The sequence below is a fragment of the Paenibacillus sp. IHBB 10380 genome (assembly GCF_000949425.1).
In the GTDB taxonomy this organism is placed as follows: domain Bacteria; phylum Bacillota; class Bacilli; order Paenibacillales; family Paenibacillaceae; genus Paenibacillus_AQ.
Genome location: NZ_CP010976.1, coordinates 2,036,028 through 2,059,065, shown reverse-complemented (window position 1 = coordinate 2,059,065; position 23,038 = coordinate 2,036,028). Strand labels below are relative to the sequence as shown.

Sequence of the window (23,038 nt, the reverse complement as noted above, 5' to 3'; positions counted from 1 at the left end):
ATGTAGAAAAAAAGGGGGATCCTTATGGCGAATATCAAAGATGTCGCTAGAATGGCAGGTGTTTCGATTGCAACCGTATCCCGCGTTCTCAATGAGTATCCTTATGTCGCCAAGGACAAGCAAGAAAAGGTTATGGCGGTTATGAAGGAATTGAATTATTCGGTGAATGGCAACGCGGTGAAGTTAAGTAAAGGAAAGACAAATACCATTGGTGTCATTGTGCCATATAACAATAACTCTTGTTATGATGAACTCATTAACGGCATTCTGAAGAAAGCGCATGAGTTGCATTATCAAGTTCTCTTGCTGCCTTCGTATTATGAGAACGTCATAGAGAGTAGCTATCTTACGTTATTGAAAAAGAAAATGATCGATGGAATCGTACTCACTTCGCATACACTTCATCCTGAGCAGATCTTAGCCTTGTCCGAGTGGGGAAAAATCGTATGCTGCGAGGCTTGTCCCGTCGAGTTTGTCCCGTCTGTGTTCCCAGATCGATTTGCAGCGTATATCGAAGTCTTCACTTATTTGAAGAACAAAGGCTATAAGCGTATACATTTCACATCGGGAAGAGATTTTCAATCGAGTCCTAGCACGCGATTACGTATTCAGGCGTATCAAGAAACCATCACCGAAGCGTATGAAAGTCAGTTCTTCGACCAGTGCTTCGACTATCAAGATGGGAAAAGAGTTGGCGACCTCATGTTTCGAAAATCGATCGTCCCGGATGCGATTTTTACGAATGGCGATGAAGTCGCTGCAGGAATTATAGCTTCCGCCCAAACGCATGGCTACAGTTACCCGCAAGATTTCGAGATTATTGGCGAGGAGAATACGCCAATAAGTGAAATATTAGGTTTCCCAAGTGTGGATTATCATCAGACTGCAATTGGCGAGCAAGCCGTCTCGCTATTACTAAGCGATGAATATGCCCGAATTCAGATTCGACATCAACTCAACTTCAGAGCTCGAACAGAAGCGAGTGCGTTGTCCTGAATGAGCGCGAAGTTCACTCCTACCCACACCACAAAGAAGCCATTCTCTTTAGAGAATGGCTTCTTTGTGGTTGTTCGAACTCCATGAATGTTACTCCCGCTTCGAGAACGACGATGTACTCGTGCCTTTCCAAGCAAAACTCGCTCCCAACTTCGTCCTCCAGCTCGTCCCTTAGTTGCAGGAAGTAGTCCTCGATCTGATCGAGGAGTGCCGCCGGAAGTGCTCTGGCGCGGCGCAGAACGTCAATGTCCTGCTGTGTCTTGATGATTCTCATTCTTACATCCCTCCTGAAAATGAAAATGACCCCTCGAAAAAGGGGTCTTGGTACTGAGTCACTATAATGATATATGTCTGTGAATGCTTTTAATTCGCTATTTGACCAGCGAGGAATATGGCAGTAGTGCTAGAGGCTTTTTTGCCAAATACTTTAGTAACACATAAGAGAGTTAGACATCATTAATCAATTCCTGATATAGATTTTCTACATCATTTAGCAGATCGGGTATCCAAGCTTCTGATCCCGGGATTATTTCTGTGCCACCATATACAAGCCAACGTAATGTTTTTATCAGCCAACATAAACCGCCGATTCGCACTTGCCAGTTCAGATGATCAATATGAAAATCAGTTACATCAAGGAATGGTGAAATCATATCTTCTCTTGATAAATTGCTCCAGGCCTGTGCTTCCGTAATCAAGCAATATAAGTCACCAAGATGGGGACTTAAATAAGCAATGGACCAATCAATCGGCATAATGCCATTGTCTTGGATCAAAAGGTTTTTTGCATGATAATCATGATGAACTAGTGAAGTAGGGACCATTTGATATAGTTTTTCTAAATGACGAGGTAACACTCTCTTGACTTTTAATAACACTCTGTTTTTTTCTAACTTTTTCGATTTCAATAAATCATCCAACAGCTGAAGAAATTCGTCCGTTGAAACTGAATATACTTCAATGGTCTTTCTTGGGATCACCCTTAAGTTGGCTGTTGCTCTCACTCTAAGTCTTGCTAATTCCCTCGAAGCCTCAAGAAAATACTCAGGTTCCGGTTGTTGTTCCAAATTTCTTTTTCCGGCATCCTCTATGATCATTACTCCGCTGTCCTTCAGTTGAATAAATTCAAAGATGTGCGGAGCTTTGATTTCCAGTGGATGCACTAACTTTTGGTAAATTTCAGCTTCCCACGCCATCTCACTTCCGCCCCATTTAATAATGCGTGATTCACCTGTTTTCAACTTTACTCTGTAAACTTCTGAAAGAGCCCATTTCCTTAAAAGTGACCATTCAGTAACCTCATTCAATAAGGGTATCATCGTGCAATAAGCTGAAAAGCATGTTGGAATCATATTTTCATTCCCTCCCATACATCTTCTAACGAATATATTTTTACATATGTGGTCAAAAAAATATAGACTTATAATTCTCCGTTTGATATGATGTTGAATAAGGTCTTGAAAAATTTCGGGACTCTTTTTTTTGCGAAAAATCGGTGTCTTCCAACCTGCAGTTACAGGTTTCGATATGTTCAAAGCAAAAGATATTCTGTAAAGTGAAGGCCATCCCGCAAAGGATGGCCTTTTCTAAAAACTTGCCGTTACAGACAACGCGGTGAACCGTATCATAAATAAGTGCTACAAAATAGAAAAGCTGTATACCTAAAAGGTATACAGCTTTTCTGGCGTAACATCCATATCTACAGGGGCTTCATATCAAGAAAAATATTCATGAATTCATAGTTGCAAAATTATTCAGTTTCCGTACGTTCCTAAAAGGTGATAGTCTTTCAGTTGAGTAAGATCTTCAGAGAGTGAGAAAAGATGGATTTTATTAGAAGCTGTTGTGACTTCAAAGGTATGTGAAATTACTGCGAATGCATCAGCAGAGATCCACTGATATGTTATGGATTTAATAGGTTCAGCTATATAGCCTGTTTTGGTGATGAAATCTTGAACTTTTGCATACGACTCATCAAGAGTAAATTGTTCAGCAAATTGTTTAGCACCAGTATCGAGTCGTTCTTTACTCAATTTTCTGGTTGAAGGTGCATCAATATCAAACTCGTTGTCTATAGTAGGACCACCAGTGGTTCTGATCCAACTTAGTTCACCTGTACTTCCATCTATGTCAACTGAAAGGAGATAGGAGGGTGTAATGGCTACACTAGCCTGCCACATAGAAAAAGGTCTACTAGCTTGTGGGAACTGGTGATAGGTCATTTGAAGTGTTTGATTATCTAGTTTTTCGCCATGAAATTTAAATATTTCTTGGGCAGCTATTTCAGCAGCCTCTTCTAAAGATAAATCTTTAGAACTAGGTGTTTTACTTTGAGTATTAGGGGAATAGATAGCCTCATAATTAGCTTTTACATAGCCAGTAGGAACTTGTCTATCCACTAAGTATGAAAGTTCAGAGACATTGTAAGTAGTAGGAACTTTGGTAACCGTTTTTAGTTCGCTAGCTACGATGACTTGTGTGAGCATCAGAGAAGCGACACCTATAAAAGTAATAACTTTAATACCTTTGAAACCGTTTTTTGCAAGACTTCTTGGAAGTAATGATTTTCGAGACATTGTATTGTCCTCCTTGTAATTTCTTATTTACTGACAATATAAAAATAACAGGAAAATATATGGGTACTATTATAAAGTTGTTATAGAGTTGTAAAATAAATGAATAATACTAATATTTAGATTTTAATGTGAGATAATAAGTTAAATTATTTATACATTTTGAAATAGAATAGTATATATAAGTACAGATTTCAAGTGTAAAAGGATATTAGTTATTTAATATAATTAGTTAATATGATGGGGTGAAAAGCATGGCAGATATTCTAATAGTAGAAGATGAAGAGGCAATTAATGAATTAATAAGGAGAAACTTAAAGTTGGTAGGGCATACCTGCTATTTGGCTATGGATGGTGAGACAGCCGTAGAAATGATAAAAAATAAAAGTTTTGATTTAATTGTATTAGACATTATGTTACCTGAAATGGATGGGTTTGAGGTATTGGAACAAGTAAAAGGTACTCCTACTATTCTTTTAACGGCTAAAAGAAGCGTAGAGGATCGGGTAAAGGGGCTTGTCATGGGAGCAGATGATTATCTGACAAAACCCTTTGAAATGTTAGAACTTTTTGCAAGAGTAGAAGCTATATTAAGACGAACCAAGAAGGATGAAGATACATTTGTAATAGATAATGTTAGGGTTGAATTTCATAGTAGAAGGCTTTTTTTGAAGGAGACAGTAGTTGAATATACACCTAAGGAATTTGAGCTATTAGAGGTACTCATAAGAAATAGAAACATTGCTTTATCACGAGAGAAGCTTTTAGAGTTAGTATGGGGATATGAATACATAGGAGAAACAAGAACGGTAGATGTTCATATTCAGAAGCTTAGAAAAAAGTTGGGGTTGGAGAAAAGAATTGTAACCGTGTATAAACTAGGTTATCGGTTAGAGGTGTAGTATGAAAAATAAAACCTACATATGGACTTTGGTATTATTTCTATTGTTTATTAATGTTGGGATTATGTTGTTTTGTATTAGTAATACAAAACATAACCTTTCAGGCATTAAGGGGAGCTATCTAAGAGAGCATTATTTTTTAGTGAATAGTATGACTAAAGACATAATGGCTATGAAAAATAGAGGTTATGAAATAGATGATGCTATTGCTCGTTCTTATGATTCGTATAAAATGCATTATGAAGTTCAAAAAATTTATTTACAGATTTATAAAGATAAAGTGAGTATATATTCCAGTTTACCTATAGAAGCAACTTTAAGTGATAAAGAAATGAATGTAGAAAAAGATATAACGGAGATACATGTTGCGACACTAAATGGAAGGAAATACATACAAATATCTGGGAACTTACCAGAGCAGTATAGTCAATATGCATTAGTCTATTATGCAGACATAACAGATATAGTAAATGAGTGGGAAAAGAGGAATAACTCTTTATTTATTGCAAGTATAATATTTTCAGGAGTTTTAAGTATATGCTTATTTATTTTATTAGAGTATCTTTTTGAACCACTAGAAAGAATTTCAAGTATTTCAAATAAGATTGCCAACGGGGAATACAAAGAAAAGCTAGAGATTAGGGGTGGCGAAGAAATCGCAGAGGTTGTACAAAGTTTTAATACGATGGCGGATAAAATTCAATATCAGATGGAAGAGCTTGAGAACCATGCGAGAGAAAAGCAGAGATTAATAGATGATTTGGCACATGAATTAAGAACGCCATTAACTGCAATCTATGGATATGCTGAATATATGCAGAAGACGCATTTAAGTGAGGAAGATAAGTATGCTGCAACCAATTATATTTTATCAGAGAGTACAAGGTTAAAAAATATTTCGGAAAGTTTATTGGAACTGGTAATAATACGAGAAGAAAAAGAAATAGAAATGGTATCAATGGATATAGAACAGTTGTTTAAAAAAGTTCATCAAACCGAAAATATTAAGCTCAAAGAAAAAGGAATAGAATTAGTATATTACAATGAGTTGAAAGAAATACAAGGAAATAAAGATTTAATAGAAAGTATGGTTGTGAACTTAGTAGACAATGCAATAAAGGCATGTAGCACAAAAGGTAAAATTACGATGAGGGCTTATTTTGAAAATGAGAAAAAAATTATTGAAATAGAAGATAACGGAAAGGGAATGACAGAGAAGCAGCTCCTTCAGGTGACAGAAGCATTTTATAGAGTAGATACGGCAAGAAGTAGAAAAGAAGGGGGAAATGGATTGGGACTCGCATTATGTGAGCAGATTGCTAAGAAGCATCATGCAGAGTTATCTTTTTCATCAAAACCTAATGAGAAAACAATTGTAAAGGTAATTTTTCAAGAATGATAACTTAAAAGATGCTAAGAACCTTACTTTAGGAAGAGGTTGCACTTGCCTTAAATCATACTTTAAGATGAAATAAGTTATAGATCGAAAGCAGGGATACTTAGATTGGCGGAATATGAAAGGAAGCTACTTCTTGTCGGATGGGGCGTCTTTTCATTTTTTTGTTTCAAAACTTAATTTAAAACCTTTGTGCCATGATGAATGAATCACCAATAGCCAAAGGAGGAGAAAACCCGGCCGGACTTACAGGCTAAATCCAAATTCAAAGCACCGTTCACGCCGGCTATTAATTATGCGGTCTTAACGTTGTTTATCTTCATTCTCATCATTATGCTGTTCGCCGAAGAAACACGTCCGGCTCTATTGTTTACCCCGTTATGGTTTATTTTATTATTCATACTGCATTCGATTAGAAACAATAAGGGAAAAGGCAATCAAGATAACAGCATGATCAATACATGAGGCTGATCGCTTTATCGCAAACGAACCCACTTTAAATCATAGCTGGATAGACACAAGGCCATTCTGCGAGGGATGGCCTTAAAATTTACCTCTCAAGACAGCAAAGCTATTCGTTTCTCCATAATTAAAATGAAATCATAGGTTCTTGTGGTTATAATTCCTTGGATTTTGAAAATTAAAAAGCAGAAATCGGATATGACATTGCTAAATCATTTTGGGGAAGAGGATATGCTTCAGAAGCTATCTATTCTTTGTTAGATTACGCATTCTCACTTTTAAAGATGAATCGAATCGAAGCAAAAGTTGAACCCGAAAACGTGAATTCAATAAAACTTTTACAAAAGCTAAACTTTACGTTTGAAGGAACACTAATATCGGATTGATTTGATTATTCCTGCCTATTTTGAATTGTAAGTAGCATACATGAAAACTTACCGTTACAGAGCGTGGAATGAAGGGCAGAGTTTACACTAGGTTAGTTCAATAATTTTTTTCATATTCATTATGCGTACAAAAGACCGTCAATAAATGCACGGTCTTTTGTAGTTAAACTTGTTCATCTTCATTAATGTGTGGAACCATTGTAACTAAAGGACAACTGAACTTGTGTCAGTTGTTTTTTTATTATAGTTAAGCCTTATATAAGACATAAGTAAAGCGTAATAAAGCTCATAATCACGAAATAAAATACAATAAAGTCCAACAAATAGCAACAAAGTACAACAAAATGATTGACAACATATAATTTGAATGTAAAATTAGAATACAACCAAGAAAAGAGGAAAGTTAAATGGAAAATAGATTTTATACAATAGATCAAGTTGCAGAAATTTTAGATATACATCATAAAACAGTAAGAAAGTTTATAAAAGAAGGAAAACTTAAAGCTAATAAAGTAGGTAAACAGTGGAGGATATCACAAATTGATTTAGATATATTTACAAGAGATAAAAAATCTATTATGGAGAATGAAGTTTTTAGTAGCGATGAAGAAATAGAGTTTTCAAATAGATATATTAAAAAAGAAAAAACTAGTGAAATAAAAGTATCAAGTGTTATAGATTTAGAAGAAATAAGCAAAGACGAATATTCAAGAATTTCAAATATGTTATTAGCAATAATGAATTGTAAGGATGAAAAAATATATGGTTATACCATAAATATGAAGTATAGTCAGAATGAGAATAGATTAAAAATTATGCTATGGGCAAGTTTAGAACTAACAAAAGAAATATTAGATATAATTTCAATACTTACTAAAAAAGAAAATGGAGGAGAGGATAATGGTGAAATATAGACTTATTACTAAAAATGATAAAAGTTATATTATGTGTGATGAAATAAAAATATGTTCAGAACAGGATATCTTGGATATTATATCAGCATGCTTTGGGAATAAGATATATTCATTAATTATTGATGGAAATACTCTTTCAGAGGATTTTTATGATTTAAAAACAAAGCTATTAGGAATGGCTTTACAAAAATTTATTATTTATAACATTAAAGTAGTTTTTATTATTGAAAAAGAAAGAACAATTAGTGATAGATTTAAGGAATTGGTGTTAGAAATAAATAAAGGAGATAATTTTAGAGTTTTTTATAGTGTAGAAGATGCAGAAAAGTGGCTATTACGTTAGTAGAAGGGAGGTTATAAATAATGAGTACAAAAGATATTTATAAATCTGAATCAGGGAAAAATGATGTTTTAAAATATTATGATGAAATGCTAAAAAAGTATTCACATAATAATAAACATTATTATGTAGATACAAGATATGGGAAAACATTTGTAATAGAAGCAGGGGCGAAAACAGGACCGCCTATTATATTACTACATGGAAGCGGAATGAGTTCTATTATGTGGCTCAAGGATATAGAAGAATATTCAAAAGAATATAGAGTGTTTGCAATAGATATATTAGGAGAACCAGGGAAAAGTGAGGCAAATAGGTTACTATTAGAAGGAGATTTTCATTCGGAGTGGCTATTAGATATATTTGAGTCTTTGGATATAAGAAGGGCAAATATTATAGGAATCTCATTAGGAGGATGGATAGCTTTAAAATTTGCAATTGACTATCCTGAAATGGTAGAAAAATTGGTGTTAATATCACCCTCAGGAATAGGAGGACAGAAAAAGTCATTTGTATTTAAATATTTACTACATATGATTTTAGGTGAAAAGGGAAAGGATAAATTATATTATAAAATAAATGGGAATAAGCCAATGCCAGATACAATTTTAAGATATCAAAGATTGATAGTGAAAAATTTCAATTACAGAAGTGAAACAATACCAATATTCAATGATCAGGAATTAAAAAAACTTCAAATGCCTATATCAATATTTATAGGTAAAAAAGATATAATGTTAAAGTCATTAGAAACAAAAGAGAGAGCAGAGAAATTATTTGTTGATGTTAACATAAATTATATTAAGGATGCTGGTCATAGTATTAATAATATATCAAAGGATATAATTAAATTTATAAATTTAAAGGAAATTAAATTGTAAAAAAATATATCTAAAAATTGAATTTTTTATGGACAAAACAGCAGCTCCGAGAGTTCATTAAAGAGAACAAATTGGTATCTGCACAGGATGAAATGCATTGGAAGAGTTGTTTGCAGAGACGTTGCAAGAGATGCTAGAAGGTAAAATGGATGCTCATTTGGGCTATCAGAAGCACGACATGCGGAGCTGAAAAAATAGCAGAAGTTATTTTAGGAAAAAGTGCAAAAAAATAAAGATCTACTATTAATTATTTTAAGAATTCAATGTAGCTTTTAAAAAAAGATTGATAAAACTCTTAATTCAAATAAGACTTGAACTTGAATAAGAGGCTACTTTTAATTATTCGTAATCTATAATAATCAAAATTTGTTTTAAACCAACATTTCAGTAATCACTTTAGTTGTTTTTTGTTTTTATAATAATTATAATTAAGAAGTATAGATATTTTGAAGGGGTGATAGGATGAGTAAAAACTTTATAATATTTGGAGCAAGCCATGGGCTAGGCGATGCATTTGTAAAAGGCTTACCCACCAAGGGAGATACAGTATGGATGGTGTCACGCACACGACCAAGTAGTTTAGATATTAATGATGGCGTAAATCGTAAATGGCTCACAATTGATTTATCTAGTCAGCAACAAATTCCTTCTCTAAAAGAAACTTTAAAAGACATTGCTATTGATGTATTAATTTATAATGTCGGAGTATGGGAAAAGCGTGGTTTTGAAGATGACTATACGTTTGATAAAGATGAAGTTGGAGATATTTCGAACTTAATTAATATTAATTTAACTTCCACTATCACTTATATTCAGGCGCTTTTACCTAATTTAAGACAGTCGAAAAACGGAAAAATTATTTTAATTGGCTCAACAGCAGGTTTAGATCATACGAATAATGAACAAGTTTCGTTTGTCACATCTAAATTTGGCTTACGTGGTATTACACATGCATTACGCGAGCATGTGAGAAAAGATTTGATCTCTGTAACGTGTATTAATCCAGGAGAGCTTGCTGCTGATGTACCTTATGAAGAAGGTGCAGAAAAGTCAATTATGTTGTATCAAGGTACACGTATTCCTGTACAAGACATTGTATCCATTGTCCAATGCGTTATTAATCTATCTCCTGTTTCATGTGTAAAAGAAATACATATTCCTGCCATAACAGACTTAAATGCATGATTGTATAGTATATGAATAGAGTTTTTCGGTATATAAAAAAATTAATCACTACAACATTGGACATGTACCTGTTGCGAATTTTGATGAAGTAAACCCCATATATAATTTTATTTTCAATGAGGAGTCATTATTGTTCATATACTTGACGAATAATATAACAGCGAAATACTCCTATTGTTTCAATTCCATCAGATCAGAATCTCCTTATAATAAAATCAAGTCGAACAAATAGCCAAGAGCCACGAGTCCTGATAGCAGAGACGGTGGCTCTATTATTGACTTTTGAGCAAGGAAACGAAATTTATTACGGCATGGCCTTGATGAATGGATCCCCATACATTCTATAAGACCGTTTCAGCAAGTCGGTACATACCTTCCTCAATTAGTCCCTCGTCCACCTTAGCAAAACCCAATACCCACCCTTTGCGTTTACTCTCCAAACAATAGGAATGGAGTTGATGCACACGAACTCCGCCTTGAAGCGCCCGAAGGGTCATCGTATCCTCATCAAACGATTCATCTGCTTCCAGTAGCAAGTGCAAGCCGGTTTCAATCCCTCGCAACGTAAACTTGTTGCCGAGACCACTTGCCACAATCGCTTTTTGCGTGAGTTCGTGGCGCCGTCGGTAGATATTTCTGGCTCGTCGCATATGGCGCATAAAATACCCGTGCTCGATGAAGTGTGCCAATGTCACTTGCTCCATGACGGGAAGATGACGATAGGTGAACGCTTGAACGCGAGCCAGTTGGGCAATCGCTTCGGCAGGTCCAATAACAGCGGATACGCGAATGCCTGGCGCAGTCAATTTAGAGAAACTCATTAAATAGAGACAATTTTGTGGAAGTTGGCTAAATAAAGTAGGCATCGGATCTCCGCGGTATCGAAATTCGCTGTCGTAATCATCTTCGACAATCCATGCATTTTGCTGGGCCGCTTTATGCAAAAGCTGTTGCCTGCGTGGTTCCGATAACATCACACCTACGGCGCATTGGTGAGCGGGGGTAACGAAAATGAGTTTCGCTTCAGACGGTACTTTCTCTACGACAAGGCCGTACTCATCAACAGGAACTGGAGCAATCCTCATTTGTCGATACTTCATCGTCATCCAAGCGACGGGATAGCCGGGATCTTCGACCGTCACGATGTCTCCTTTGGTCAAAAGCGCTTGTGCGATGAGATCAATACTATGCTGGGCTCCGGATGTCAACAAGATTTGATTCGTTTGAACATGAATTCCACGCTCTAGCGATAAATAACGTTGGATCTGCCTCCGTAAAGGCTCGAAACCATAAGCATCACCGTATGACCAAGAGGATACCTTTAATTCCGAAGAGGCATTCAAATACGATTTGCGCCACGTTTTTAGAAACTGCGTATCCATATAAGGTTGATAGGGACTAAAATCGATGACCGATTCCCAGTTATCCTTACTTCTAAACCACTGCTGCGACAGATCAACTAGTAGAGGCAGTTCAGGGAGCTGTGGCGGAACAAGAGGGGGAGCATCTTCTTTCCGTTTATCAGTGAACTGAATCCAACCATTGACACGCGTTCCACCGCGGCGTGATGTCACCGTATAACCACGGGTTAGCAGTTCTTCATACACAATTTGCACGGTGGAACGGGACACTCCTAACTGCTGAGCGAGCTCCCGAGAAGGCGTCAGGAGTTCACCTGGCTGCCAAACGCCATTTGTAATATGATCGATGGCCTGATCGAGCAATTGCTGCCAGATAGGCCTTTTGCCGGCGCGATTTATTTTCATCAATTAGATTTCCCCTTTTATATGTGAAATGAAATTAGCGCTTTTTTGGATTGTTCAAATACATCGTTTTTGGATATATATAACCAATCCATCAATTGATATACTAGCATAGTGCTCTTCAACCATGCAATGTTATACAGGCTGAATCCATCACTAAATACAAACCCACAATTCAACTGCCGTACAGTCTTCACATAGAGAAGGAGGAAAGGACGATGTTTAAAGTTTTGGTATCGGATCCCATAAGTGGGTGGTCATGATGTTTAAAATCGATAAAAAGGCATCCAAGAACGTGATGGACTCCTTATACGCGATACCGGAAATCAAGCGCGTACGGGAAATCTCCTTTGACTAATTTAACAATGTGACGGAGAAAGGGATAAAGGGAGCCACTATGAGATTTCAACTTGAAGAAGCGAATGACAATAGGACTTAACTATGGTCAGCGTACAGGATGTAATTATGGACTTATCGTGGAGCAGAAAGAGGGTAGGAGACATGGGCCATCTAGTTGAAGAGAATCTCAAAACCGTGAGGCAGCAGATGGAATTGGCTTGCCAAGCCTCGGGGCGCAAGATAGAGGACGTGCAATTGTTGTTGGCGACCAAAACAGTACCGCTTGAAAAATTGCAAATGGCTATACAAGCGGGTGAGACTCTATTTGGGGAAAACAAAGCGCAAGAACTTCGGGACAAATTTCCACTTATGCAGCAGTATAATCAGGTGGAATGGCATTTTATCGGACATCTGCAAACGAATAAAGTGAAGGACGTTGTCAAATATGTTACGCTCATTCATTCTGTGGACCGCTTGAAATTGGGGCAGGTCCTGCACCATCAGCTCGTCAAAGAGAACAAGACCATGGATATTCTGGTACAAATCAACACGTCCTACGAAGAAAGTAAATTTGGTACTCCTCCGGAAACGACGCTGGAGTTGGTGGAACAATTGTCCAAGTTCGAAACGTTAAACGTGAAAGGCTTAATGACGATTGGAAAACTGAATGCTACAAACGACGAGACCCGGCACTGCTTCCGATTATTAAAATCTATTCAAACACAGATTAGGGAGAAAAAGTTTCCGCGTGTAGAAATGGATATCCTCTCGATGGGCATGTCCGGTGATTTCAAGGTGGCCATCGAAGAAGGAGCTACCATCATCCGCGTAGGGACGAGCGTATTCGGCCAACGTTACTTGCCGGACAGCTATTACTGGAACGAAAACGCGCGCCAGGACGATTAGGAGAGAGGCAGGAGAATTCTTATGAACACAACATCCACTTCGCTGCGTGGCCGCGATTTGATATCGCCGACCATAGCCGCTTTAATATCTGTCATTGTCAACTACGGGGGCACTTTTATTCTCGTGTTTCAGGCAGCAAAAGTCGCGGGTTTAAGCCCCGAAATGACCGCTTCATGGATTTGGTCGATCTCCATTGGTGTGGGTGTAACCGGGATATGGCTAAGTTATCGATACCGGGAACCGATTATTACGGCTTGGTCAACACCAGGCGTGGCTTTTCTCGTTTCGGCATTAGCGGTAACCCCTTATCCAGAAGCAATTGGTGCTTACATTATCTCTGCTATAGGATTTATTGTTTTAGGATTATCGGGTATGTTTGAACGTTTCGTCCGGCTTATTCCTTCAGGCATCGCCTCCGGGTTGCTAGCAGGCATTTTACTGCAGTTTGGCATTTCAGCCTTTGGAGGAGCAAAAGTTGACCCATTGCTTGTCGTTGTACTGTTTGCCGCTTATATCGTGCTAAGACGGTTTACATCCCGCTATGCGATTGTTGGCATACTGGTCATCGGACTGATTTATTTGATTTGTATGGGGAAAGCGGATTTCAGTACGATCCAATTGGCGATTGCATCACCGGTATTTGTCGTTCCGGAGTTTTCGTTACATTGCTATATTGGGTGTTGCATTGCCGCTGTTTATTATTACTTTGACGGGACAATACATGCCTGGAATGCTCGTATTGCGGAATGACGGGTTCAAGACGAGCGCGAATCCGATTTTGACCATAACGGGTTTGGGTTCGCTCCTTACAGCACCATTCGGCTCACACGCTTTTAATGTAGCAGCCATTACAGCAGCGATTTGCACAGGGAAAGACGCGCATGAGGATTCGACAAAACGTTATATTGCAGGCATTGCCTGTGGCATTTTCTATATTGTTGTCGGCATTTTTGGCGTGACGTTGGCTGCTCTGTTTTTGATTCTTCCTGCTACCTTTATCGCAACGTTAGCGGGATTGGCATTGCTTGGCACAATTGGCGGTAGTCTTGCCAACGCTTTAACGGATCCCAAGGGACGTGAGATCGCATTGATTACTTTTTTAGCAACAGCCGCGAATGTGACCTTGCTTGGCGTCGGTGGCGCATTTTGGGGACTTCTGGCGGGTTTGGCAGCACATCTATTGATTCATGGGAAATTTCATAAAAAGCAATACAGGCCGAGTGGAGTACAACAAGCCGAACAAAAACAATAGGAGGCGTGAAAATGAATACAGGTACAGAGCGGGTCAAAAGAGGGATGGCGGAAATGCAAAAAGGCGGTGTCATCATGGACGTGATGAATGCCGAGCAAGCCAAGGTCGCGGAAGCAGCCGGAGCAACGGCCGTTATGGCACTGGAGCGTGTGCCTTCCGATATTCGTGCAGCTGGCGGTGTAGCCCGTATGGCTGACCCGACCATTGTGGAAGAGGTGATGCAGGTTGTATCGATACCGGTGATGGCAAAAGCCCGCATCGGCCATTATGTGGAAGCCAAAGTACTCGAATCGTTAGGTGTAGATTATATCGACGAAAGCGAAGTGTTAACGCCTGCAGACGAGGTTTTCCATATTAACAAAAGCGAATTCACGATTCCTTTCGTCTGTGGTGCAAAAGACCTTGGTGAAGCGCTTCGCCGCATTCAAGAAGGTGCCGCCATGCTTCGTACGAAGGGCGAACCGGGGACAGGCAACATTGTGGAAGCGGTACGTCACTTACGCTTGATCAACGGTCAGATTCGCAAAGTACAAGGCCTGTCTAAGGACGAATTGTATCACGAAGCGAAGCTGCATGGCGTATCGTATGATCTGCTGCTGAAAGTTCGTGAATCCGGTAAGCTGCCGGTGGTCAACTTTGCCGCAGGCGGGGTGGCTACGCCAGCCGATGCAGCTCTAATGATGCATTTGGGCGCAGACGGCGTCTTTGTAGGATCGGGCATTTTTAAGTCGGACAGCCCTGAGAAATTTGCGCGTGCGATTGTTGAAGCCACTACACACTACGAAGATTATGCGTTAATAGCGAGCGTATCTAAAAATTTGGGGACTCCGATGAAAGGAATTGAAATATCCGGTCTGCGGGAGCATGAACGGATGCAGGAACGCTGTCAGTAACAGGATTGAAGATTATAACGATATACGGGGAGGTAGAGCTTCACAACGGAATGGATGTGCGTTTTGCCTGAATATGCACGCTGACGATGAAATAGATCAAGCGGTCGACATACTAGGTCATGTGCTGAGTGAACTGGATGGCAGCACGATTTAAGCTGCAATAAAGACCAAACTCTGGCGGGGATGCTTGAATTATAAAAGCATCTCCGCCAGACGATAAATGCCTTCTTCAATGGCTGCTTCATCTACTTTAGCAAAACCCAGTACCCATCCTTTTCGATCGCTTTCCAAACAATACGTGCTAAGCGGATAAACACGGATTCCTTTTTCGAGTGCTAGGTTCGTCACGGCTTCTTCGTCAAATGATTTATCAGCTTCAAGAAGCATATGCAACCCCGTTTCAACGCCGCTTAATGTGAAGTGCTCACTCAGACCTGTCGTGATGATAGCCTTCGTCATGGCTTCGTGTCTGCGCCGATATACATTTCGAACTCGTCTCATATGGCGCATGAAATAACCATGTTCGATAAAATGAGTAAGCGTTAATTGCTCCATAATCGGAAGATGACGATAGGTTAATTCATGGACTTGAGCAAGCTGACGAATGGCCTCTTTGGGACCAACGATTGCCGATATCCGAATACCAGGAGCAACCATTTTGGAAAAACTCATCATATACAACGTGTTCTGAGGTCGCTGACTGAACAAGGTTGGAAGTGGGTCACCGCGATATCGAAATTCACTGTCGTAATCATCCTCAACAATCCAAAACCGCTGCCCGGCAGCCATGTGTAACAATTGTTGCTTACGAGGCTCCGACATAATAACTCCAACCGCACACTGGTGCGATGGCGTAACATAGACCAGTTTGGAGCCAGGGTGAATGCGGTCTACGCATAGCCCGTACTCGTCGACCGGAACGGAGACAACTTGCATACGTCGATACTTCATCGCCATCCAGGCAGCAGGGAAGCCGGGATCTTCAACCGAAACCGTTTCTCCTTCATGTAAAAGGGCTTGTGCGATCAAATCGATGCTATGTTGTGCGCCTGAGGTTAATATGATTTGATCGATACTCACATGAACGCCCCGTTCAAGTGACAAATAACGTTGAATCTGTTCTCGTAGCGGCAGGAATCCATAGGCGTCGCCGTAAGCCCAACTGTCCAGGTCTGTTTCTGTGGAGGCCTGTAAAAATGATTGCCTCCAATTCTTTTGAAAATGTTCGTCTAAATAAGGCTCATGGGGACTGAAATCGATCTCTACTTTTCGATTTTCTTTGTCTCCGAACCAACTGTGTAAATGGCCGATTGCAGCGTTTAATAAAGGCAATTCGGGGGGGACGGGTCCTTGTGTCGCAGCATCCTCTGAAGGACGAGTCGCAATTGTCCATTCGCTAACTCTTGTCCCGCCGCGACGAGAGGTTACGGTGTACCCGCGGCTGAATAACTCCTCGTAAACAATCTGTATGGTTGAACGGGAAACGCCAATCAATAGAGCGAGTTCGCGGGATGGGAGCAGCAATTCGCCTGGTGGCCATTTTCCGGTTGTAATATTATGGATCGCTTGGTCCAGAAGTTGCTGCCAGATGGGACGCTCGTCATCTCGGTTTACTTTTAACATTCATTCACCTCAAGTAGTTCTGTTCGGATTATGGATTTCTCTAAAATCTGAAATATGGATATTTAATAACACTCCATTGATTGATATACTATCATGACAATAGTTGCTTTTGCAACACGACAGAATTAGACAAACATTTAGAATTCGATAACGAAATATGCTGACAGAAAGGAAGATTTTCATGAAATATTTAGAACAACAAGACAAAGCAGTGGCCAACGCTATTCAGCAAGAACTTGCACGGCAGCGAGATAAAATAGAACTGATTGCATCGGAGAATTTTGTGAGCCGGGCTGTCATAGAAGCCACTGGTACGGTACTGACCAACAAATACGCTGAGGGGTATCCGGGAAGAAGATATTATGGCGGATGTGAGTATGTCGATATGATCGAGGAACTTGCCATTGACCGTGTCAAAGAGCTTTTTGGTACTGAACATGCCAATGTGCAGCCTCACTCCGGCGCACAGGCGAATATGGCGGTTTATTTTGCTTCAGTCAAGCCTGGTGACACGATTTTGGGCATGAATCTATCCCATGGTGGCCATCTTACACACGGGAGTCCGGTGAATTTTTCCGGAAGATTTTACAATTTTGTTCCTTATGGTGTCGATGAACAAACGGGGCGAATTGACTTTGACCAAGTGCGAAAACTCGCTCATAAGCATCATCCGCGCATGATCGTTGCTGGCGCCAGCGCCTATCCACGAACGATCGAATTTGAGTTGTTCGCCCAAATTGCGGCCGAAGTTGGGGCCCTTTTCTTTGTGGATATGGCACATATTGCGGGAATTGTCGCGGCAGGTTTGCACCCTAACCCGGTGCCGCACGCACACTTTGTTACGACGACAACGCATAAAACGTTGCGAGGACCAAGAGGCGGTGTCATCATGTGCCGTAAACCATGGGCGCAAGCCATTGATAAAGCGATATTCCCCGGGTCACAAGGCGGCCCGCTTATGCATGTCATCGCGGCAAAAGCGGTTGCGCTAGGCGAAGCATTGCAACCGGATTTCAAAACGTATATGGAAAAAACTATTGAAAATGCTAACGTATTAGCAGAAACACTAATGAATGAAGGGTTAACCGTTGTATCGGGAGGAACAGATAATCATATTGTTTTGGTTGATTTGCGTACGATTGGACTCACGGGCAAAGAAGCTGAAACATTACTCGATGAAGTGGGGATTACGGCTAATAAAAACGCAATTCCTCATGATACGGCAAGCCCGTTAGTAACGAGTGGCATTCGCTTCGGGACCCCTGCTATGACATCAAGAGGATTAGGACGCAAGGAAATGAAAGAAATTGCCCAGCTTATTGGACTTGCCTTTAAAAATCCCAAGAGTCCGACGGTTAAAGATCAAATATTGGGAAGTGTACGTGAGATTACGTCTCAATTTCCTTTATATGAAGGACTTCAATAGTTTGATAGCACGTAAATTCGTTTCATTACAGGAGTGATGATCGATGACCTATGCGTGTAATTTCAATTAGGGTAAAGCCATCGGGGAATATGCTATAAATATCTTGTGTTATAAAATACGGAGCTCTTTGTCATATAAATATAATAATTTTATACCAAAATACCGATATAATTTATATAAAAGGAGGGGTCTATATGAAGAAATCAAAACATATGAAAGGAACAAAAGTACTCGTAAGTCTATTAGTTAGTTTACATATGTTCGCTTTTTCGAGTATTTCCTTTGCTGCAACAAACGAACCCAATGATATTGACGCTGGGATCGCAGGCCTAACTTATAATCGCAATGAAGTTTTGGCCGTAAAAGGGGATCAAATCAGTAGTTTTGTTCCAAAAGAAGGCATTCAGTCCAATGGTAAATTTATCGTGGTTGAACGGGACAAAAAATCACTCACAACGTCACCCGTAGATATTTCAATCATTGATTCGATCACGAATCGTACTTATCCAGGCGCCATACAGCTTGCAAATCAGGATTTTGCGGATAATCAGCCTAGTCTGGTTATGGCTGCAAGAAAACCGTTAGACATTAGCATTGATCTGCCTGGGCTGAAGAACGAAAATACAATTACCGTTCAGAATCCAACTTACAGCAGTGTTTCTAGTGCCGTTGATCAGCTCGTGTCGACTTGGGGCGAGAAGTATTCCAGCACGCATACGCTGCCAGCAAGAATACAGTACGCTGAATCTATGGTTTACAGCAAAAATCAAATTTCAAGTGCACTGAATGTGAATGCTCAAGTGCTTAACGGTACGCTTGGAATCGACTTTAACGCGGTCGCAAGCGGCGAGAAAAAAGTGATGGTTGCTGCTTATAAGCAAATCTTTTATACCGTAAGTGCGGGGCTGCCTAACAATCCATCGGACTTGTTCGATGACAGTGTGACTTTTGCTGAGTTAGTCCGCAAAGGGGTAAGCAATGAGACTCCGCCGCTGATGGTATCTAACGTAGCTTACGGCCGAACCATTTACGTTAAATTGGAGACGACCTCCAAGAGCAATGACGTACAAACGGCATTTAAATTATTGCTCAATAACCCTAGTGTACAAACGAGCGGTCAGTACAAAGATATTTATGAAAACAGTTCGTTTACTGCGGTTGTATTAGGCGGCGACGCACAAACACATAACCAGGTCGTCTCTAAAGACTTCAATGTCATCCAAAATGTAATCAAAGACAATGCACAATTTAGCAGCAAAAACCCTGGTTACCCGATTTCCTATACTAGTGTCTTCTTGAAGGACAATTCCATTGCTGCGGTTCACAACAATACAGAATACATCGAGACGAAAATGACAGAATACACGAAGGGTAAAATAACCCTTGATCATAGTGGTGCATATGTAGCTCAGTTCGAAGTATCTTGGGATGAATTCACTTTTGATGAAAATGGACAAGAGATCGTGACTCGTAAAGGTTGGGAAGGAAACTGGCGTGATAAAACAGCGCATTTCTCGACAGAGATTCCAATTCCGCCTAATGCCAAGAACATCAAAATCTTTGCAAGAGAATGCACAGGTCTTGCTTGGGAATGGTGGAGAAATATTATTGATGAAACGAATGTACCGTTAACTAACAATATCAAAGTATCGATTTGGGGTACAACGTTATATCCGTATACCTCCATTACTTACTAATCATTTCTGAAATTAAAATCTCCCCATTCATTTGGGGAGATTTTTTTACTTCCTTTCATACATAGGATTTGCACTAATTACATCGATAGTGAAGAATTATGCCGGATGGGAGTAGGCTTACTCTGGCACAATGTATGTCAACCGTAACCCTAAGGAGTGATGGAAATGGCGCGTGTTTTATTTATAAATGGCGGCTCAGAGGGACATATCAATCCCACGATTGGAGTTGTGCAAGAGCTTATTTCGCGTGGAGAAGAGGTCGTATACTTTTGTATAGAAGCTTTTCGGGAGCGAATTGAAAAGACGGGAGCTACAGTACGAACATTTGACGATCAAAAATTTATTAAAGCCTTTATTTCAGGTGGACGAAATTATGTACTCGAAAGAATCAACGGTCTATTACTTACGGCAGATATCGTGATACCAAGCGTGCTTGAACAGATCGAAGGAGAGCATTTTGATTATATCATTCATGATTCCATGTTTGGTTGTGGACGTTTACTTGCTCAAATGCTGAAGCTGCCTGCAATCAACTCCTGTACTTCTTTTGCCCAGACAAAAGCTTCATTCGATAGCATGTTGGAACAATTTCATGTAGAAGTCCCAGCAGAAATCGTTAAACCTATCAACGATACATTTCTAAGCCTAACGGAAAAGGTGAGGGAAACCTATCATGTGGAGATCCATTCTCCTTACGAAGTGTTTTGTAATCCTGCAACACTTACCATCGTGTATACAACAAGGGAGTTCCTACCTGAGGAAGAAGTATTCGACCAAACGTATAAGTTTGTAGGTCCATCCATCTCTTCACGATTAACTCAAGAGAACTTCGATTTTACTGCATTCAAGGAGAAAAGCCCAATTTACATATCACTCGGTACAGTTTTTAACCATACAATCGATTTCTATAAGCTGTGTTTTGAGGCATTTGCTAACACGGATCATACGATCGTCATGTCCATAGGGAATAAAACCCGAATTTCTGATTTAGGGGAAATTCCTAAAAACTTCATCGTAAAAAACTATGTTCCGCAAACAGATGTATTGCAATACGCTAAATTATTTATTACACATGGTGGAATGAATAGTGCCCATGAAGGTCTCTATTACGGGATACCGCTCATTGTAATCCCCCAAAGCGCGGATCAGCCGATCATTGCGGGACAAGTCACCAATATCGGAGCGGGCATTACATTACATATGCAAGGCTTGACTGCGCAGCAACTGCGCGAAGCCGCAGATCATGTGTTAAGTGTCTATTCTTACAAGAAAGCTGCAGAAAATATGCAACAATCCTTACGCAAATCAGTTGGGTATGTACAGGCTGTTGATGAGATTTTTGAATTTGTAAGCCAACATTAGTCCACACCATAACTCATGATTGATTCCCTAGTGTATACACGAATCAATCATGAGCATTTTTTTACTTACTAGTAACTATCGACCTTTATTTATAAAAGCCGACTTTAAACATGTGATACCACTCTTCTAGTTGGTCTTCAGGCATGACCTGCAAATATGAAAGAATTTCTTTAGCAAACTCAACCGCGGATGTTCCGTTAGCCGTAATGAATCTTTCTTTCGAAACCACTTGCTTTTCAATAAAGTGCTTCGAGCCTTTATAGCCAGGCGCATATTCCTCTAAATAGGGGAGTGAATTGCCTGTGTGCTCGATATCATCTAAATATCCGTTATCCGCCAAAAACGTACTCGCATCACATATCGCCGCAACCGGAATTCCTTGTTCCACACACAAATCAACTACTTGCTTCACATCATCATTCTCACTTTTCAGCCATGAAGTTCCACCCACTAAGATAAGCATATGAAAATGTGCTATCCAATACCTCATAGGAACATATTCGGGATAATTTAAATAAGCGAAAATCATTTTTCTCTAGACAAAAAGCATATAGATACCAATATGTCTGCTTGAAAACAAGTTTATGGGGCTCAACAATTCTCTTGGATTGAACGTGCATCGTAATATAGTCCAGTTCAATGCACTGCCTATTCAAAATTGCGGTATGTAATTTTTTTACCTATTTTTGCATTTCACTTTCTTCAAACCATGATGAAAGATCAATGATGATATCACTTTCAGCAATGATATCACTTTCAGCAATTATCAAACTTTCATCTTTTGGCAAAATTTTGTTTATTAAATACTGGATTGAGCCTTCATTTCCAATGCTTCTCAATCCATGTAATCCGACATATAGGTTTTTAATATCCTCTTCTGATAAAATACTTCTATTTAACTTATATCCCTCTGATACTGAAACTCCGCCTCCAATCCCAGGAAAAGAAACAATTGGAATTCCAGCCATGTTTAATGTATCTAAGTCACGAAATATTGTACGCTTAGATACTTCAAATTTATCCGCTAATTCTTGTATAGTAACTCGTTCTTTATTTGTTAATACACTAATCATACTTATCAACCTATCAATCTTCAAAAAATCACCTTCCACAAGCATTGCTATATTTTGTGAAGTATTATATCACAGCGTCCTTTTCCCCACTTGGACACCACACTGATGCGCTAAGTATATTTTTGATGTAATTATTGACTTCCTTTATTATGGGCCAGAAAAATCAGCTATGGTGGAATCTTCTCGCGAGTGAATCTTTCTTGCTGATCAAATATTTGTATGACATCGACATGAAGGATTATAAAAAAACTGACAGAGTTAGTTGAGTTAATGAATATTTAAGATTGTATGCATATGCAGGTGAGACGGCTCTCATTTGGACAACGAATGAAGATGGAACTGATTCGTATTCCTTGATGAGCCTACAATCGGTTTGGATATCATCTCGCAAAAAACATAAGGAACTTTGACTCAATCTTATAATCAGTTCTTGACATAAAGAGCAAAGTAGCGGAGGGGATGGAATCGATCTGAAGAAGCGAAGCGTTTGCCCGCAAGCTTTCCACAGGAAAGCTCGCATCGGAAGCATAAACTGTCCCCGAATTTCATCCACTTTAAAAGTTGATTCATAAAAAATTTGGGGACAACAGCGATCGTAAGAACGATCCATCTACGTAGCGGCTTCATTGCTTAATGCAAGCACTTATTTTGGAATTGAGCCGAAAAACC

Annotated in this window: 19 protein-coding genes and 5 pseudogenes; 16 read left to right on the top strand and 8 right to left on the bottom strand. The window is 39.4% G+C overall.

Going from position 1 to position 23,038, the window contains the following annotated elements:
- Window positions 1-24: 24 nt before the first annotated feature.
- Complete coding sequence (locus tag UB51_RS08875; RefSeq protein WP_044876995.1) at window positions 25-996, top strand: LacI family DNA-binding transcriptional regulator; 972 nt, start codon at window positions 25-27, stop codon at window positions 994-996.
- Window positions 997-1,015: 19 nt separating this feature from the next.
- On the opposite strand, the gene UB51_RS08870 is transcribed toward UB51_RS08875, so the two are convergent.
- The 3 genes from UB51_RS08870 to UB51_RS08860 all read right to left on the bottom strand — a co-directional run bounded on the left by UB51_RS08870 (window position 1,016) and on the right by UB51_RS08860 (window position 3,572).
- On the bottom strand, window positions 1,016-1,270 hold the full coding sequence (locus UB51_RS08870) for a hypothetical protein (RefSeq protein ID WP_044876994.1): 255 nt from the start codon (window positions 1,268-1,270) through the stop codon (window positions 1,016-1,018).
- Window positions 1,271-1,442: 172 nt separating this feature from the next.
- Window positions 1,443-2,348: a phosphotransferase gene (locus UB51_RS08865; protein ID WP_044876993.1), complete on the bottom strand. Its 906-nt coding sequence runs from the start codon at window positions 2,346-2,348 to the stop codon at window positions 1,443-1,445.
- 402 nt (window positions 2,349-2,750) lie between these two features.
- Window positions 2,751-3,572 carry a hypothetical protein gene (locus UB51_RS08860; protein ID WP_044876992.1) on the bottom strand — a complete coding sequence of 274 codons (822 nt, stop codon included), beginning with the start codon at window positions 3,570-3,572 and terminating at the stop codon, window positions 2,751-2,753.
- Between the two features lie 251 nt (window positions 3,573-3,823).
- On the opposite strand from UB51_RS08860, the gene UB51_RS08855 reads away from it, so the two are divergent.
- The 9 genes and pseudogenes from UB51_RS08855 (at window position 3,824) to UB51_RS08830 (ending at window position 10,035) form a co-directional block, all read left to right on the top strand.
- A complete protein-coding gene (locus UB51_RS08855) occupies window positions 3,824-4,471 on the top strand; it encodes a response regulator transcription factor (RefSeq protein WP_044876991.1) in 648 nt (215 codons plus the stop codon).
- A 1-nt stretch (window position 4,472) separates the two neighbouring features.
- Window positions 4,473-5,870 carry a sensor histidine kinase gene (locus UB51_RS08850; RefSeq protein ID WP_044876990.1) on the top strand — a complete coding sequence of 466 codons (1,398 nt, stop codon included), beginning with the start codon at window positions 4,473-4,475 and terminating at the stop codon, window positions 5,868-5,870.
- Window positions 5,871-6,098: 228 nt separating this feature from the next.
- Window positions 6,099-6,332, top strand: a pseudogene (locus tag UB51_RS28925) (amino acid permease); the annotation flags it as partial.
- A gap of 90 nt (window positions 6,333-6,422) precedes the next feature.
- Window positions 6,423-6,703: pseudogene (locus tag UB51_RS27020) on the top strand (GNAT family N-acetyltransferase); the annotation flags it as partial.
- A 419-nt stretch (window positions 6,704-7,122) separates the two neighbouring features.
- The gene (locus UB51_RS08845) at window positions 7,123-7,629 is read left to right on the top strand and encodes a helix-turn-helix domain-containing protein (protein ID WP_044876989.1); all 507 of its coding nucleotides are present in this window, start codon (window positions 7,123-7,125) and stop codon (window positions 7,627-7,629) included.
- On the top strand, window positions 7,616-7,972 hold the full coding sequence (locus tag UB51_RS08840; RefSeq protein WP_199924997.1) for a DUF4180 domain-containing protein: 357 nt from the start codon (window positions 7,616-7,618) through the stop codon (window positions 7,970-7,972). Before UB51_RS08845 ends, UB51_RS08840 begins: the two co-directional genes overlap by 14 nt.
- A gap of 20 nt (window positions 7,973-7,992) precedes the next feature.
- Window positions 7,993-8,850: an alpha/beta fold hydrolase gene (locus tag UB51_RS08835; protein WP_044876988.1), complete on the top strand. Its 858-nt coding sequence runs from the start codon at window positions 7,993-7,995 to the stop codon at window positions 8,848-8,850.
- A gap of 17 nt (window positions 8,851-8,867) precedes the next feature.
- Window positions 8,868-9,037, top strand: a pseudogene (locus UB51_RS29660) (IS256 family transposase); the annotation flags it as partial.
- A 275-nt stretch (window positions 9,038-9,312) separates the two neighbouring features.
- The gene (locus UB51_RS08830; RefSeq protein WP_044876987.1) at window positions 9,313-10,035 is read left to right on the top strand and encodes an SDR family NAD(P)-dependent oxidoreductase; all 723 of its coding nucleotides are present in this window, start codon (window positions 9,313-9,315) and stop codon (window positions 10,033-10,035) included.
- 341 nt (window positions 10,036-10,376) lie between these two features.
- Here the strand turns inward: UB51_RS08830 and pdxR (UB51_RS08825) are convergent, their stop codons facing one another.
- Complete coding sequence (pdxR, locus tag UB51_RS08825) at window positions 10,377-11,804, bottom strand: MocR-like pyridoxine biosynthesis transcription factor PdxR (RefSeq protein WP_044876986.1); 1,428 nt, start codon at window positions 11,802-11,804, stop codon at window positions 10,377-10,379.
- Between the two features lie 495 nt (window positions 11,805-12,299).
- Here pdxR (UB51_RS08825) and UB51_RS08820 point away from each other — a divergent pair, with 495 nt between their 5' ends.
- The 3 genes and pseudogenes from UB51_RS08820 (at window position 12,300) to pdxS (ending at window position 15,188) form a co-directional block, all read left to right on the top strand.
- Window positions 12,300-13,043 (top strand): YggS family pyridoxal phosphate-dependent enzyme, encoded by a 744-nt coding sequence (locus tag UB51_RS08820; protein ID WP_044876985.1) that lies wholly within the window; start codon window positions 12,300-12,302, stop codon window positions 13,041-13,043.
- Between the two features lie 21 nt (window positions 13,044-13,064).
- A pseudogene (locus tag UB51_RS29415) lies at window positions 13,065-14,295 on the top strand (benzoate/H(+) symporter BenE family transporter).
- An 11-nt stretch (window positions 14,296-14,306) separates the two neighbouring features.
- A complete protein-coding gene (gene pdxS, locus UB51_RS08810) occupies window positions 14,307-15,188 on the top strand; it encodes a pyridoxal 5'-phosphate synthase lyase subunit PdxS (RefSeq protein WP_044876984.1) in 882 nt (293 codons plus the stop codon).
- Window positions 15,189-15,380: 192 nt separating this feature from the next.
- Here pdxS and pdxR (UB51_RS08805) read toward each other — a convergent pair whose 3' ends face one another.
- Window positions 15,381-16,811 (bottom strand): MocR-like pyridoxine biosynthesis transcription factor PdxR, encoded by a 1,431-nt coding sequence (pdxR, locus tag UB51_RS08805; protein WP_044876983.1) that lies wholly within the window; start codon window positions 16,809-16,811, stop codon window positions 15,381-15,383.
- Window positions 16,812-16,992: 181 nt separating this feature from the next.
- On the opposite strand from pdxR (UB51_RS08805), the gene glyA reads away from it, so the two are divergent.
- The 3 genes from glyA (at window position 16,993) to UB51_RS08790 (ending at window position 21,296) form a co-directional block, all read left to right on the top strand.
- The gene (glyA, locus tag UB51_RS08800) at window positions 16,993-18,237 is read left to right on the top strand and encodes a serine hydroxymethyltransferase (protein ID WP_044876982.1); all 1,245 of its coding nucleotides are present in this window, start codon (window positions 16,993-16,995) and stop codon (window positions 18,235-18,237) included.
- Between the two features lie 194 nt (window positions 18,238-18,431).
- Window positions 18,432-19,934: a thiol-activated cytolysin family protein gene (locus tag UB51_RS08795; RefSeq protein ID WP_044876981.1), complete on the top strand. Its 1,503-nt coding sequence runs from the start codon at window positions 18,432-18,434 to the stop codon at window positions 19,932-19,934.
- A 165-nt stretch (window positions 19,935-20,099) separates the two neighbouring features.
- Window positions 20,100-21,296: a macrolide family glycosyltransferase gene (locus UB51_RS08790; protein ID WP_044876980.1), complete on the top strand. Its 1,197-nt coding sequence runs from the start codon at window positions 20,100-20,102 to the stop codon at window positions 21,294-21,296.
- An 85-nt stretch (window positions 21,297-21,381) separates the two neighbouring features.
- Here UB51_RS08790 and UB51_RS08785 read toward each other — a convergent pair whose 3' ends face one another.
- The 3 genes and pseudogenes from UB51_RS08785 to UB51_RS28905 form a co-directional block, all read right to left on the bottom strand.
- Window positions 21,382-21,759 carry a DJ-1/PfpI family protein gene (locus UB51_RS08785; protein WP_234405582.1) on the bottom strand — a complete coding sequence of 126 codons (378 nt, stop codon included), beginning with the start codon at window positions 21,757-21,759 and terminating at the stop codon, window positions 21,382-21,384.
- A pseudogene (locus UB51_RS28910) lies at window positions 21,719-21,961 on the bottom strand (helix-turn-helix transcriptional regulator); the annotation flags it as partial. The pseudogene UB51_RS28910 and the gene UB51_RS08785, both read right to left, overlap by 41 nt.
- Before the next feature lie 15 nt (window positions 21,962-21,976).
- Entirely contained in the window at window positions 21,977-22,414 is a 438-nt protein-coding gene (locus tag UB51_RS28905) for a helix-turn-helix transcriptional regulator (RefSeq protein WP_267884737.1), read from the bottom strand.
- Window positions 22,415-23,038 lie beyond the last annotated feature (624 nt).

Bases quoted from the DNA above. Each gene is read 5' to 3' on its own strand.
- UB51_RS08875 (WP_044876995.1), top strand. From the start codon at position 25: ATGGCGAATATCAAAGATGTCGCTAGAATGGCAGGTGTTTCGATTGCA.
- UB51_RS08870 (WP_044876994.1), bottom strand. From the start codon at position 1,270: ATGAGAATCATCAAGACACAGCAGGACATTGACGTTCTGCGCCGCGCC.
- UB51_RS08865 (WP_044876993.1), bottom strand. From the start codon at position 2,348: ATGATTCCAACATGCTTTTCAGCTTATTGCACGATGATACCCTTATTG.
- UB51_RS08860 (WP_044876992.1), bottom strand. From the start codon at position 3,572: ATGTCTCGAAAATCATTACTTCCAAGAAGTCTTGCAAAAAACGGTTTC.
- UB51_RS08855 (WP_044876991.1), top strand. From the start codon at position 3,824: ATGGCAGATATTCTAATAGTAGAAGATGAAGAGGCAATTAATGAATTA.
- UB51_RS08850 (WP_044876990.1), top strand. From the start codon at position 4,473: ATGAAAAATAAAACCTACATATGGACTTTGGTATTATTTCTATTGTTT.
- UB51_RS08845 (WP_044876989.1), top strand. From the start codon at position 7,123: ATGGAAAATAGATTTTATACAATAGATCAAGTTGCAGAAATTTTAGAT.
- UB51_RS08840 (WP_199924997.1), top strand. From the start codon at position 7,616: ATGGTGAAATATAGACTTATTACTAAAAATGATAAAAGTTATATTATG.
- UB51_RS08835 (WP_044876988.1), top strand. From the start codon at position 7,993: ATGAGTACAAAAGATATTTATAAATCTGAATCAGGGAAAAATGATGTT.
- UB51_RS08830 (WP_044876987.1), top strand. From the start codon at position 9,313: ATGAGTAAAAACTTTATAATATTTGGAGCAAGCCATGGGCTAGGCGAT.
- UB51_RS08820 (WP_044876985.1), top strand. From the start codon at position 12,300: ATGGGCCATCTAGTTGAAGAGAATCTCAAAACCGTGAGGCAGCAGATG.
- pdxS (WP_044876984.1), top strand. From the start codon at position 14,307: ATGAATACAGGTACAGAGCGGGTCAAAAGAGGGATGGCGGAAATGCAA.
- pdxR (WP_044876983.1), bottom strand. From the start codon at position 16,811: ATGTTAAAAGTAAACCGAGATGACGAGCGTCCCATCTGGCAGCAACTT.
- glyA (WP_044876982.1), top strand. From the start codon at position 16,993: ATGAAATATTTAGAACAACAAGACAAAGCAGTGGCCAACGCTATTCAG.
- UB51_RS08795 (WP_044876981.1), top strand. From the start codon at position 18,432: ATGAAGAAATCAAAACATATGAAAGGAACAAAAGTACTCGTAAGTCTA.
- UB51_RS08790 (WP_044876980.1), top strand. From the start codon at position 20,100: ATGGCGCGTGTTTTATTTATAAATGGCGGCTCAGAGGGACATATCAAT.
- UB51_RS08785 (WP_234405582.1), bottom strand. From the start codon at position 21,759: ATGCTTATCTTAGTGGGTGGAACTTCATGGCTGAAAAGTGAGAATGAT.
- UB51_RS28905 (WP_267884737.1), bottom strand. From the start codon at position 22,414: ATGCTTGTGGAAGGTGATTTTTTGAAGATTGATAGGTTGATAAGTATG.